11 protein-coding genes are annotated in these 13,432 nt (G+C 61.2%); 3 read left to right on the forward strand and 8 right to left on the reverse strand.

Annotation, left to right across the window (positions count from 1 at the left end; genetic code table 11):
- The first annotated feature begins 2 nt into the window (after window positions 1-2).
- Window positions 3-1,661 (forward strand): acetolactate synthase large subunit, encoded by a 1,659-nt coding sequence (locus DET50_RS01935; RefSeq protein WP_113861189.1) that lies wholly within the window; start codon window positions 3-5, stop codon window positions 1,659-1,661.
- A gap of 91 nt (window positions 1,662-1,752) precedes the next feature.
- On the opposite strand, the gene DET50_RS01940 is transcribed toward DET50_RS01935, so the two are convergent.
- The 8 genes from DET50_RS01940 to DET50_RS01975 form a co-directional block, all read right to left on the reverse strand.
- A complete protein-coding gene (locus tag DET50_RS01940; protein ID WP_113861190.1) occupies window positions 1,753-3,438 on the reverse strand; it encodes an AMP-binding protein in 1,686 nt (561 codons plus the stop codon).
- A gap of 53 nt (window positions 3,439-3,491) precedes the next feature.
- Window positions 3,492-4,070 (reverse strand): peroxidase-related enzyme, encoded by a 579-nt coding sequence (locus DET50_RS01945; RefSeq protein ID WP_113861191.1) that lies wholly within the window; start codon window positions 4,068-4,070, stop codon window positions 3,492-3,494.
- The gene (locus tag DET50_RS01950) at window positions 4,067-4,975 is read right to left on the reverse strand and encodes a hydroxymethylglutaryl-CoA lyase (RefSeq protein WP_113861192.1); all 909 of its coding nucleotides are present in this window, start codon (window positions 4,973-4,975) and stop codon (window positions 4,067-4,069) included. Before DET50_RS01950 ends, DET50_RS01945 begins: the two co-directional genes overlap by 4 nt.
- On the reverse strand, window positions 4,975-6,963 hold the full coding sequence (locus tag DET50_RS01955) for an acetyl/propionyl/methylcrotonyl-CoA carboxylase subunit alpha (RefSeq protein WP_113861193.1): 1,989 nt from the start codon (window positions 6,961-6,963) through the stop codon (window positions 4,975-4,977). Before DET50_RS01955 ends, DET50_RS01950 begins: the two co-directional genes overlap by 1 nt.
- Window positions 6,964-6,968: 5 nt before the next feature.
- Window positions 6,969-7,772 (reverse strand): enoyl-CoA hydratase-related protein, encoded by an 804-nt coding sequence (locus DET50_RS01960; RefSeq protein WP_113861194.1) that lies wholly within the window; start codon window positions 7,770-7,772, stop codon window positions 6,969-6,971.
- A gap of 15 nt (window positions 7,773-7,787) precedes the next feature.
- A complete protein-coding gene (locus DET50_RS01965) occupies window positions 7,788-9,395 on the reverse strand; it encodes a carboxyl transferase domain-containing protein (protein ID WP_113861195.1) in 1,608 nt (535 codons plus the stop codon).
- A 187-nt stretch (window positions 9,396-9,582) separates the two neighbouring features.
- On the reverse strand, window positions 9,583-10,749 hold the full coding sequence (locus tag DET50_RS01970) for an isovaleryl-CoA dehydrogenase (RefSeq protein WP_113861196.1): 1,167 nt from the start codon (window positions 10,747-10,749) through the stop codon (window positions 9,583-9,585).
- Window positions 10,750-10,793: 44 nt separating this feature from the next.
- Window positions 10,794-11,240, reverse strand: a complete 447-nt coding sequence (locus DET50_RS01975; protein ID WP_113861197.1) for a MerR family transcriptional regulator — start codon at window positions 11,238-11,240, stop codon at window positions 10,794-10,796.
- Between the two features lie 103 nt (window positions 11,241-11,343).
- Here DET50_RS01975 and DET50_RS01980 point away from each other — a divergent pair, with 103 nt between their 5' ends.
- Window positions 11,344-12,105 (forward strand): 3-hydroxyacyl-CoA dehydrogenase, encoded by a 762-nt coding sequence (locus DET50_RS01980; RefSeq protein ID WP_113861198.1) that lies wholly within the window; start codon window positions 11,344-11,346, stop codon window positions 12,103-12,105.
- Between the two features lie 84 nt (window positions 12,106-12,189).
- Window positions 12,190-13,341 (forward strand): acyl-CoA dehydrogenase family protein, encoded by a 1,152-nt coding sequence (locus DET50_RS01985; protein ID WP_113861199.1) that lies wholly within the window; start codon window positions 12,190-12,192, stop codon window positions 13,339-13,341.
- Window positions 13,342-13,432 lie beyond the last annotated feature (91 nt).

Consider the following 13,432-nt stretch of genomic DNA (forward strand, 5'->3'; position numbering starts at 1 on the left):
CAATGACAAACGGCGCACAAGCCCTGATGAAAACCCTGGTGGATGCCGGCGTGGAAGTCTGTTTCAGCAACCCCGGCACCAGCGAAATGCATTTCGTGGCAGCACTGGATGATGAGCCCAAAATGCGGGCGGTCCTCGCCCTGTTCGAGGGCGTAGCCACCGGCGCCGCCGATGGCTACGCCCGCATGGCCGACAAACCCGCCGCCACGCTCTTGCACCTGGGCTGCGGGCTGGGCAATGGGCTGGCCAACCTGCATAACGCCCGGAAGGGTAAGGTGCCCGTGGTGAACATTGTTGGCGACCACGCCACCTACCACGTGAAATACGATGCCCAGCTGCAGTCTGATATCGAGACCGTTGCCCGCAACGTTTCTCCCGGGTTTGTACGCACCGCCAAAAGCACTGAAACCCTGTGCCAGGATGCCGCCGAAGCCATCGCCGCAGCTCGCACGGCGCCTGGGCAGGTAGCCACACTGATACTGCCGGCCGATGTGTCCTGGGGTGAGGGCGGCGTGCCCAGCGCACCTCTGGCACCGCCGACACCGGAGCCGGCAGACGATGCCACGGTAGAGGCTATTGCCTCCGCCATCCGCTCCGGCAAGAAAACCGCCCTGTTGATGGGCGGCCATTCCCTGCGCGAACCGAGCATGCTGGCAGCCGCCAAACTGGCCGCACACAGCGGCGTTACCCTGCTGGCAGAAACCTTCCCGACCCGTATAGAACGGGGCGCCGGCCTTCCTTACATCGAGCGCCTGGCGTACCTGGCTGAGCTGGCTACAGTGCAACTGACGGATGTGGAACATCTGGTTATTGTGGATTCCAAGGCGCCGGTCTCCTTCTTCGCCTATCCCGGCAAGAAGAGCTACCTGGTGCCGGATACCTGCCAGGTGCATACCCTGGTGGCCCCCGACCAGGACATCCTGGCCAGCTTGAACAAACTCAACGACGCCGTCGGTGCCAGCCAGGCGGAACCGAGGCTACAAACCGAGAAACGGCCGGGCCGGCCACGCGGCAAACTGACGGCCGAGAAGGTCTGCAAAGCAGTAGGTGAACTGATGCCGGAGAACGCCATCATCGTTGATGAGGGCATCACCTCCAGCCTGATGCTCTCGGTGATGACTGCCGGCGCCCCCCGCCACGACATGATCACCCTCACCGGCGGCGCTATCGGTCAGGGACTGCCCAACGCGGTCGGTGCTGCCGTGGCATGCCCGGACCGGCCGGTAATCGCGCTGATCGGCGATGGCACCGCCATGTACACCATCCAGGCGCTCTGGACCATGGCCCGGGAACAGCTCAACGTCACCTCCATTATTTTCAACAACGCCTCCTATTCGGTGTTGAACATCGAGCTGGAGCGGGTAGGTGCGGAAGATGCGGGCGAAAAAGCCAAATCCCAGCTGGACCTGCGCGGCCCGGTGATCAATTTCGCCGAGGTGGCCAACGGTATGGGCGTCCACGCTGTGCGGGTACACACCGCCGAAGAGATGGCAAAAGCCCTGGAATACGCCCAGAAAATGCCCGGGCCACACCTGATCGAGGCGATGATTCCGGAATCCCTGAGCGGCGTGAAGCGTAAGATTCTGCCGTGGATGCTGCGCTCGCTGCCCAGCCTGCCGCTGTCGGTGTCGAGGGCATTGAAGCGCAAGCTGGCGCCGTAAGTGGGAGTGGTTTTTCAGTTCAGTAAAAAGAAGACAGCCCCCGGCTGAATGCCGGGGGCTGTTGCTTTCCGGGGAGTAGAAGACTGACTTACTACTTCAGCCCCATCTCCTCGATCGAGATCTCCCGCATCTTGAACTTCTGGATCTTCCCGGTCACGGTCATCGGGAATTCGTCCACGAACTTGTAGTTCTTCGGGATCTTGAAGTGGGCAATCTTGCCCTTGCAGTAGGCCTGCAGGTCGTCTGCGTCTACAGGGTCCGCATCCGGGCGCAGCTTGACCCAGGCAATCAGTTCCTCGCCGTATTTCTCGTCGGGGATGCCGGTGACCTGTACTTCCTCGATGGACGGATGGGTGTAGAGGAACTCCTCGATCTCTTTCGGGTAGATGTTCTCACCGCCCCGGATGACCATGTCCTTGATCCGGCCAACGATCTGGATGTAGCCGTCCTCGTCCATGGTGGCCAGGTCGCCGGTATGCATCCAGCCGGCGTCGTCGATGGCTTCGCGGGTTTTTTCCTCGTTGTTCCAGTACTTCAGCATCACGCTGTAGCCACGGGTACACAGCTCACCGATCTCACCGCGGGGGACCACGTTACCGGTGCCCGGATCAACGATCTTGGTCTCCAGGTGTGGCTGGGTGCGGCCCACAGTGGTGACCTGCTTCTCGAACGGGTCGAGGGAGCTGGTCTGGGTGGAAACCGGGCTGGTCTCGGTCATGCCGTAGGCAATCTGGACCTCTTTCATGTTCATTTTGCCGTTGACCTTCTTCATCACCTCTGCCGGGCAAATGGAGCCGGCCATGATGCCGGTGCGGAGGGTGGAGAGGTCGTAGGTCTCGAACTCGGGCTCGGCCAGTTCGGCGATGAACATGGTGGGCACGCCATACAGGGCAGTGGCTTTCTCCTGGTGCACGGCCTGCAGGACTGACTTGGGCTCAAAGCCTTCACCCGGATAGATCATGGTGGAGCCGTGGGTGATACAGCCCAGGTTGCCCATAACCATGCCGAAGCAGTGGTACAGGGGCACCGGAATCACCAGGCGATCCTTTGCGGTAAAGCGCTGGCTCTCCGCCACAAAGTAGCCGTTGTTCAGGATGTTGTGGTGGGTGAGGGTGGCGCCCTTCGGGTTGCCGGTGGTGCCGGAGGTGAACTGGATGTTGATGGGGTCATCAAACTGGAGCTGGTCCTGACGCTCGTACAGCTCCTGCTCGGACACCTCGCCGGCAAAGCCCAGGAATTCCTTCCAGGTCCACATGCCGTCGTGTTTGTCTTCATGCACGTTGATCACGGCACGCAGGTCCGGTACGTGGTCGGCCTTGAGTTTACCGGGGGCGCTGCGCTTCAGTTCCGGCGCCAGCTCGTAGATCATTTCCCGGTAATTGGATGCCTTGAAGCTGTCCGCCGTCACCAGCACAGTGATACCGGCCAGGTTGAGGGCGTATTGCAGCTCATGCACGCCATAGGCGGGGTTGATGTTCACCAGGATGGCGCCCACTTTCGCGGTGGCGAACTGGGTCACGGTCCACTCGTATCGGTTCGGGGACCAGATGCCCACCCGGTCGCCACGCTTGACGCCGATGGCCATGAAGGCACGGGCGGCCTCATCGACCTTCTCCACGAACTCTTTGTAGGTCCACCGGATGTCCTGGTGCAGGCACACCAGGGCTTCCGTATCCGGATATTTCTCTGCGGTACGGTCCAGCATTTCACCGATGGTCATGCCCAGCAGGGGCACTTCTGCGGTTCCGCTGGTGTAGCTTGGTAGAGTCTTGCTCATATCTCTGCCTCCAATTGTTGTTGTATTCGAGGGCAAGCAAGTCTGCGTACTTGCTAGCGACTCTGGCTGTGATACTCGGGGTTTGGTTGCATATCGCTGGCAATGGCCACGCGGTTGGACATGTTGTAGAAGCCGACCAGGTTGCTCAGATCCCAGATGCCCCGGTCGCTGAGACCAGCGTCCCGCAGGGCCTGGATGTCGTCTTCGGTGACGGTGGCCGGTGAGCGGGTGAGGTGGGATGCGAAATCCAGCATCGCCCGCTGGCGCTTGTCGAGTTTGGCGCTGCGGTAGTTCATCACCATGTGCTCACCCAGCTGGGGATCGCCGCTCAGTACCCGCACGGCGGCGCCGTGGGCTACCAGGCAGTAGAAGCACTTGTTCTCGGAGGAGACCACCACGGCCACCATTTCCCGCTCGAGCTTGGAGAGTTCGCCTTCGCCGAGCATGAGCTCGTTGTAGAGGCGGGTGAAGCCTTCCAGCTGCTTGAGGTTCTGGCTGTAGGCGGTCAGTACGTTCGGGATCATGCCGAGCTTTTCCTGGCAGATCTGGAAGTACTTCTGGGTGTCTTCCGGCATGTCGCTGATCTCCGGGATGGGGAGATCCAGGGCTACCACGTTTTTATTCTTATTCATTTGCAGGTTCCTCCAAGCGCCTGGCCGACTTTCGAGCCGTTATGGCGATTCAATTGCTGGCAAATCCAGTCACCGGTGGCGACCAGTTTGTCCAGATCGACACCGGTTTCGATGCCAAGACCGTTGAGAAGATATAGCACGTCTTCCGTTGCCACGTTCCCGGAGGCGCCCCTGGCATAGGGGCAGCCGCCCAGGCCGGCAACGGAGGCGTCGATCACGCTCACGCCTTCTTCCAGCACCGCATACAGGTTGGCCAGGGCCTGGCCGTAGGTGTCGTGGAAATGGGCGGCCAGGCGTTCCATGGGAACGTGTGCGGCCACTGCTTCCAGCATACGCTTTGCTTTCAGCGGCGTACCTACGCCAATGGTATCGCCCAGGGAAATCTCGTAGCAGCCCATGTCGTAGAGGGCTTTGGCGACTGTGGCGACCTGTTCCGGGGCAATGTCGCCCTCGTAGGGGCAGCCCAGAACGGTCGAGACGTAACCGCGTACGGGGATGTTGTGCTTGCGGGCTTCCTCGACCACCGGTGCAAACCGCTCGAGGCTCTCGGCGATGGTGCAGTTGATGTTCTTTTTGGTGAAGGATTCGGAGGCGGCACCAAAAACGGCGACCTCGTCGACCTTCGCGGCCAACGCGCCTTCAAACCCCTTCAGGTTGGGGGTGAGGGCGGAGTAGCGGACGCCGGCTTTGCGGTTGATGCCGGCCATGACCTCGGCGGCATCGCCCATTTGCGGCACCCACTTGGGCGACACAAAACTGGCCGCCTCGATGTGGCTCAGGCCGCTGTCGGCAAGCCGGTCGATCAGGCCGGTCTTGATGTCGGTGGCGATGACCGGGCCGGGTTCGTTCTGCAGACCGTCCCGGGGGCTCATCTCCACCAGTCGAACCTGTTTCGGAAACGCCATCACTCAGCCTCCTCGGTTTCGATGGCAATGAGTTCGGCACCTTCGGACACCTGGTCGCCTTCGGCGAAGAAAATCTCGCTCACCACGCCGTCGGCCGGGGCCTTGATGGCGTGCTCCATTTTCATGGCTTCCATGATGACCAGGGTCTGGCCGGCGCTGACCTTGTCGCCCACCTTGGCCTGAACCGCAACGATTGCGCCGTTCATGGGAGCGGCCAGGCTGCCTTCACCGGCCATTTCTTCGAAACCGTAGGTCTCACGGTAAACGGTGCACTTGAAGGTGTCGCCTTCGTAGAACAGGACCAGCTGGTTATCGTGCAGGTTCCCGTGAACACTGATCCGGTGGCCGTTTACCACCGCCTGCAGGTAGTCGTCGTCCAGTTTGGCGTTCAGGTAGTACACGCTGTCGCCCACGAAGACCTGGTAGCGGTCGTCCCGCTCGAGGATCTTGAGCTCGTGGATCTCCTCGCCCACCTGCAGTTTCAGCGGCTGGGCGTATTCCGAGTTCATGCGCCAGCTGTTCTTGCGGCTGAACGGCGACCAGGGGTCCGCGGTCACTGGCTCGGAGGATTTGCGCTGCTCCAGCACGAAGCCGGCGGCCAGCACCAGGGCCTTGTGGGTGTCGAGCCGGGATTTGGGGAACAGCAGTTCCTCGTGGGCACTGATGAAGTTGGTGGTCAGGTCCGCTTCCCGGAATGGCTGGGCGTCGGCCAGGGCGTGCAGGAACCGGATGTTGGTCTTCACCCCGGCAATACGGTAATGCTCCAGCGCCTGGACCATGCGGTTGATGGCCTGGTCCCGGGTTTCGTCCCAGACGATCAGCTTGGCGATCATCGGGTCGTAGTGGATGCTGATCTCATCGCCTTCGGTGACACCGGTGTCGACTCGCACGTGGGCGGATTCGTCCGGGGTGCTCAGGTAGCGCAGTGTCCCGGTGGCCGGCAGGAAGTCCTGGTCCGGGTCCTCGGCGTAGATCCGGGCTTCCAGGGCATGGCCGCGGGTTTTGACTTGATCCTGGTGCAGTGGCAGGGGCTCGCCCCAGGCGACCTTGAGCTGCCATTCCACCAGGTCCTGGCCGGTAACCATTTCGGTAACCGGGTGTTCTACCTGCAGACGGGTGTTCATCTCCATGAAGAAGAAGGAACCGTCCACGTCGTACAGGAACTCTACGGTGCCGGCGCCCACGTAGTTGATGGCCTGGGCGGCGCGCACAGCGGCTTCGCCCATGGCCTTGCGGGTTTCCTCGGTCAGGCCCGGGGCCGGTGCTTCTTCCAGGACTTTCTGGTGGCGGCGCTGGACCGAGCAGTCCCGCTCGGCCAGGTAGATGCCGTTGCCGTCCTGGTCACAGAAGACCTGGATTTCCACGTGCCGTGGCTGGGTCAGGTAACGCTCGATGAGCATGTCCGGGTTGCCGAAGGCGTTCCTGGCCTCACGCTGGGCGGCAGCCAGGGCATCATCGAACTCGGACATGTTCTCGACCACCCGCATACCCTTGCCGCCACCGCCGGCGACGGCTTTCAGCAGCAGCGGGAAACCGCACTTTTCGGCTTCGGCGCGGAGCAGGTCCGGAGACTGGTCCTTGCCATGGTAACCGGGTACCAGAGGCACGCCGGCTTTTTCCATGATGGCCTTGGCGGCGGACTTGGAGCCCATGGCCGCGATGGCGGAAGAGGGCGGCCCGATAAAGACAATGCCGTTGGCTTCACAGGCCTCGGCGAACCCGGTGTTCTCGGACAGGAAGCCATAGCCCGGGTGGATGGCCTGGGCGCCGCTCTGTTTGGCAATCTCGATGATCTTCTCGGCTCGCAGGTAGCTCTCGGAGCTGGGCGCCGGGCCGATATGAAACGCTTCGTCGGCCATGGCCACATGCCGGGCGCTGGCGTCCGCGTCGGAGTAGACCGCGACACAGCGGATCCCCATGCGGTGGGCGGTCTGGATGATCCGGCAGGCGATTTCGCCCCGGTTGGCTATCAGAATCTTGCTGAACATTGTTGTTATTCCTCCGGAACCCAGTTGGCCTTGCGTTTGTTCAGGAAAGCGCTCAGTCCTTCCTGGCCTTCCACGCCCACGCGGATGTCTGCGATGCGATGTGCGGTATCGTCGATCACGGTTTCATCGATCGGCTTGTGGCTGACGGCAAACACCAGGTCCTTGGCGGCTTTCATGGCCTCAGGGCCGTTGATGGCCAGCTGCTGAAGCATTTCGTTGCAGCGCTGCTCCATGGCCTCCACGTCGTCGCACACGATGTGCACCAGGCCATACTCCTGAGCCTGTTTTGCGGTAAAGACCTCGGCGGAGATGAAGTACCGGCGGGCCTGGCGCTCGCCAATGGCGCGCACCACGTAGGGGCTGATGACTGCCGGAATCAGGCCGAGCTTCACTTCGCTCAGGCAGAAGCTGGATTTCTCGGTGGCAATGACGATGTCGCAGCAGGCGGCAAGTCCCACGGCGCCGCCAAAGGCCGCGCCCTGCACCAGGCCGATCACCGGCTTGGACAGGTGGTTGAGTACACTCATCAACCGCGCCAGTTCCCGGGAATCGTCCAGGTTTTCCTGGTGGGTGTTCTCGGCCATGCGGCGCATCCAGCCCAGGTCCGCGCCGGCAGAGAAGTGTTTGCCTTCGGAGCGCAGGATCACCACTTTGGTCTGGCTGTCGGCATTTACGTCGGTCAGCGTATGGATAAGCTGCTGGATGATGACGTCGTCAAAAGCGTTGCGCTTGTCCGGGCGGTTCAGCACAACCTCGGTGACACCGCCTTCGCGGCGTCTCAGCAGAACCGCAGATTCCTGTTCTGACATGATCTTTCTCCTCGGTTACATGCGGAACACGCCGAAGCGCGTGGGCTTCGCGGGCCGGTTCAGCGTGGCGGAAAGGCTCAGGGCAACCACTTCCCGGGTCTGGGCCGGGTCGATCACGCCGTCGTCCCAGAGGCGGGCACTGGCGTAATAGGGGTGGCCCTGGTGCTCGTATTTGTCGGCGATGGGCTTCTTGAATGCCGCCTCATCTTCCGCACTCCAACTCTGGCCCTTGCGCTCGAGGCCTTCGCGGCGAACCTGGGCCATAACGCCGGCGGCCTGTTCGCCGCCCATGACGGAGATGCGGGCGTTCGGCCACATCCACAGGAAGTCGGGGCTGTAGGCGCGGCCACACATGCCGTAGTTGCCGGCGCCGTAACTGCCACCGATCAGCACGGTGATCTTGGGCACTTCGGCACAGGCCACGGCCATGACCATCTTGGCGCCGTGTTTGGCGATGCCCTCAGACTCGTACTTCTGGCCCACCATGAAGCCGGTGATGTTCTGCAGGAACAGCAGCGGGATGTTGCGCTGGCAGCAAAGTTCGATGAAGTGCGCGCCTTTCTGGGCAGACTCGCTGAACAGGATGCCGTTGTTGGCGACGATGCCCACCGGGTAGCCGTGGATGTGGGCAAAACCGGTGACCAGAGTCTGGCCGTAGTAGCGTTTGAATTCGTCGAATTCGGAGCCGTCGACGATGCGGGCAATGACGTCGCGTACGTCGAACTGCTTGCGCAGGTCGGTGCCGACGATGCCGTAGATTTCCTCGGCGTCGTACAGTGGTGCACGAGGCTTCTGGACTTCAACCGGAACCGGCTTGCGGCGGTTCAGGTTGGAAACGCAGCGGCGGGCGATTTCCAGGGCGTGGGCGTCGTTCTCGGCGTAGTGGTCGGCCACGCCGGAGATCTTGCAGTGCACGTCAGCACCACCAAGGTCCTCGGCGCTCACCACTTCACCGGTCGCGGCTTTTACCAGCGGCGGGCCGGCCAGGAAGATGGTGCCCTGGTTGCGGACGATGATGGATTCGTCGGCCATAGCGGGCACGTAGGCGCCACCGGCAGTACACAGGCCCATGACCACGGCGATCTGGGGGATGTCGTCGGCAGACATGCGAGCCTGGTTGTAGAAGATGCGGCCGAAATGGTCACGGTCCGGGAAGACTTCGTCCTGTCTCGGCAGGTTGGCGCCGCCGGAGTCGACCAGGTAGATGCAGGGCAGGCGGTTTTCCAGGGCGATTTCCTGGGCCCGCAGGTGTTTTTTTACGGTGAGCGGGTAGTAGCTGCCGCCTTTGACCGTGGCATCGTTGGCGATGATCATGCATTCGGTGCCGGAGACGCGGCCGACGCCGGCGACGACGCCTGCAGCGGGGACTTCTTCGTCGTAGACGTTGTAGGCGGCGAACTGGCCGACCTCGAGGAACGGGGAGCCGTCGTCGAGCAGGCGGTTGATGCGTTCCCTGGGCAGGAGTTTGCCGCGGTCGGTGTGGCGTTTCTGGTAGTCGGGGCCACCGCCTTGCTGGATCTTGGTGACTTTTTCCCGCAGGTCCGCTACGGCTGCTGCCATGGACTCTTTGTTGACCTGAAACTCTTCAGATCTTGGGTTTATTTTGCTTTGGAGAATGGTCATTTTCCCAGCCTTCTTTATCGGGGCATCCGGGGGTGGCGGGCGGTCCTCCCGGGAACCGCTACGAGCACGTCCATGTGCGCTTGTTTCAGGCCATCCCTGGCCTTCAACATTCCCGGGAGGACCACCCGCCACCCCCTCGGCTTACCGTGGGAGTTATAGTCCGTGAGTCGATCGGATCGGGCGTTTGTTACTTATTAAGGAACAGCTCGCGACCGATCAGCATCCGGCGGATTTCGGACGTACCGGCACCGATTTCATACAGCTTGGCGTCCCGCAGCAGGCGGCCTGTCGGGTATTCATTGATGTAGCCGTTGCCGCCGAGCAGCTGGATGGCGTCCAGGGCCAGTTTGGTGGCCATTTCGGCGGAGTAGAGGATGGCACCGGCGGCGTCCTTGCGGGTGGTCTCGCCGCGGTCGGCGGATTGGGCCACCATGTAGACGTAGGACTTGGAGGTATTCATGAAGGTGTACATGTCCGCGACTTTGCCCTGGACCAGTTCGAATTCGCCGATGGCCTGGCCGAACTGTTTGCGCTCGCGGATGTAGGGGACCACCACGTCCATGGCCGCCTGCATGATGCCCAGCGGGCCGCCGGAGAGGACGAGGCGTTCGTAGTCGAGGCCGCTCATGAGGACTTTGGCGCCGTTGCCTTCACCACCCAGAATGTTTTCCTTGGGAACCTTGCAGTCTTCGAACACCAGCTCACAGGTGTTGGAGCCGCGCATGCCGAGTTTGTCGAGTTTCTGGTGGCGGCTGAAGCCCGGGTAGTCGCGCTCGACGATGAAGGCGGTGATGCCCTTGGAGCCGCCTTTCGGGTCGGTCTTGGCGTAGATGACGTAGGTGTTGGCGTCCGGGCCGTTGGTGATCCACATCTTGTTGCCGTTGAGGACGTAGTGGTCGCCTTCGTCTCGGGCGTGGAGTTTCATGGAGACGACGTCGGAGCCGGCGTTGGGCTCGGACATGGCGAGGGCGCCGACGTGTTCGCCGCTGACCAGTTTGGGCAGGTACTTCTGTTTCTGTTCTTCGGTGCCGTTGCGGTGAATCTGGTTAACACACAGGTTGGAATGGGCACCGTAGGAGAGGCCAACAGAGGCGGAGGCACGGCTGATTTCTTCCATGGCGATGACGTGGGCCAGGTAGCCCATGTCGGAGCCGCCGTATTCTTCGCTCACGGTGATACCCAGCAGGCCCATGTCGCCCATTTTCCGCCACAGGTCCATGGGGAATTCGTTGTTGCGGTCGATTTCTTCGGCGCGCGGGGCGATTTCGGAGGCAGCAAAGCCGTTGACTTGCTCACGCAGCATGTCGAGGGTTTCACCGAGGCCGAAATTCAGCTCTGAGTATTGTGATTTCATCGTTGGCTACCTTCTTGTTAGGAACGCTTCGTGTTTGGTTTCCGTCACTTCTGGGCAACGGCTTCTTCTGTCTCTTTTGAAACCAGTCCCTGTTCTTTTTTCTTCTGCTCCAGGTCGGCCAGGGCTTCTCGGCACCTGGCCTCGGCGGTGTCTATTTCCATTTCCGCCTGGGCTATGTCGTTCTTCTGCTGTTCCAGCATGGCCTTACGGGCTTCCAGGATCTCCAGCATTTTCAGCAGCTGTTTTTCATTGCCGGTCAGGGTCTCGTCCCAGAGGTCGAAAAGTTCCTTGGTTTCTGCAAGGGTGAAGCCCATGCGCTTACCGCGGAGAATCAACTTCAGGCGCACCCGGTCCTTGGTGCTGAAAATGCGTGTCTGCCCGCGGCGCCTGGGTTTGAGCAGGCCCTGATCCTCATAGAAGCGGATGCTTCGCGTTGTGACATCGAACTCCTGGGAGAGCTCGCTGATGCTGAAGGTTCTTTTTTCGACCATGACGATTTCCTTTTTCGACTAAGGTTAGATAAAGTTTACGTAAACGTAAAGTGGTTTTCTGGTCCGATTTCACACAAGCGGATTACAAAAAGAGGAGTGAACGATGGATTTCAATAATGTACCGGCCATTGTAACAGGTGGAGCCTCCGGTCTTGGTGAGGCGTCGGCCCGCGCACTGGCGGCTGCAGGCTGCAAGGTGGCGATCCTGGATGTGAATAAGGAGCAGGGTGAGAAGGTGGCAGCCGAGCTCGGTGGCATCTTCGTTGAGTGCGACGTGACCTCCCCTGAAAGCGCCGAGGCTGCTCTTGGCGCGGCCCGGGATGCACACGGCCCCTGCGGCATCGCCGTCAACTGCGCCGGTATTGCCCCGGCCTCGAAGATTCTGGGTCGCGATGGCGTGATGCCTCTGGAGAAGTTCAGCAAGGTTATCCAGGTCAATCTGATTGGTACCTTCAATATCCTGAGACTGGCCGCAGCGGACATGGCCCAGCGTGAGCCCAATGCCGATGGCGAGCGGGGTGTGATCATCAACACCGCTTCCGTGGCGGCGTTTGAAGGCCAGATCGGGCAATCCGCCTACAGCGCCTCCAAAGGCGGTGTGGTTGCCCTTACCCTGCAGGCCGCCCGTGAGCTGGCCCGGGAAGGCATCCGGGTGAACACCATCGCGCCGGGTATCTTTATGACCCCCATGATGGCCGGTATGCCCCAGGAAGTTCAGGACAGCCTGGCCGCCACCCTGCCGTTCCCGAAGCGCCTTGGCAAGCCGGAGGAATTTGGCATGATGGTGGACCAAATGGTGCGCAACCCGATTCTCAATGGCGAGGTGATCCGCCTCGACTGCGCGCTGCGCATGGCACCCAAGTGATTTGACGAACAGGATCCGCCACAAGCGGATCCTCAATACCCACGTGATCTGCCAAAAGCGATCTGATAACCACAGGTGAGCGACATGACCAATCCTGTCGATCAAGAAGAACTGGCGCTGTTCCGGGACTCTGTTATCAAGGCCCTGGAAACTGAAGTGGCGCCCCATTACGAAGCATGGGAAAAGTCCGGCATCGTCCCCCGGGAACTCTGGAACACGCTCGGCAATGCCGGGATGTTGTGCGTGGATGTGCCCGAGGAGTGCGGTGGCTGCGGCGCGCCTTTCCAGTACTCGGTTGTCGTCGGTGAAGAGCTGGCCCGCATGGGCTTCGGTGCGCTTTCCACCAACGTCATGGTGCATTCCGACATCGTTGCGCCATACCTCAGCCACATCGGTAACGAGGAACAGAAACAGCAGTGGCTGCCGAAAATGGTCTCCGGCGAAGCCGTCGGCGCCATCGCCATGACCGAGCCGGGCGCCGGCAGTGACCTACAGGCCATCCGCACCAGCGCGGTCCGGGACGGGGATGATTACATCCTCAACGGCTCCAAGACTTTTATCACCAATGGTCAGCATGCCGATATGGTCATCGTCGCCGCCAAAACCGACCCGAGTGCCGGTGCCAGGGGCATCAGCCTGTTCCTGGTGGACACCTCCCTGCCGGGCTACAGCAAGGGCCGAAACCTGGACAAGATTGGCCAGCACTCCGGTGACACCTCCGAACTGTTCTTCTCGGACATGCGCATCCCGGCCTCCGCGTTACTCGGCGAAGAAGGGCAGGGCTTCGTTTACCTGATGCGCGAGCTGCCACGGGAACGCCTGGTTATCGGTGCCCTCGGCGTTGCCGCCGCCCGTGGCTCCCTGGATATGACCATCACCTACACCCAGGAGCGGGAACTGTTCGGCCAGAAGCTGGCCCAACTGCAAAATACCCGTTTCGAAATCGCGCGCATGGAAACCGATTACCGAGTGAACAAGGCGTTCGTGGACCAGTGCATCCGGGAATATGAAGAGGGCAAACTCGACGCCCCCACCGCCTCCATGGCCAAGTACAGCGCCACTGAGATGCAGTGCCGGGTGGCCGATGGCTGTCTGCAGCTGTTCGGCGGCTATGGCTACACCACGGAGTACCCGATTTCCCGGAACTTCATCGATGCCCGGGTGCAGCGCATATACGGCGGCACTTCCGAAGTGATGAAAGAAATTATTGCCCGCTCTGTACTGGGCAAAGCCTGACATCCAGGTGTTTAACCCGGATTAGTTGAAGGCAACTCGAAATTCCGGGGTCCGAGCAGGGGGATGCCTTGCCGGGACCGTCCAAAACATG

The sequence above is a fragment of the Marinobacter pelagius genome (genome assembly GCF_003315345.1).
Lineage (GTDB): Bacteria > Pseudomonadota > Gammaproteobacteria > Pseudomonadales > Oleiphilaceae > Marinobacter > Marinobacter pelagius_A.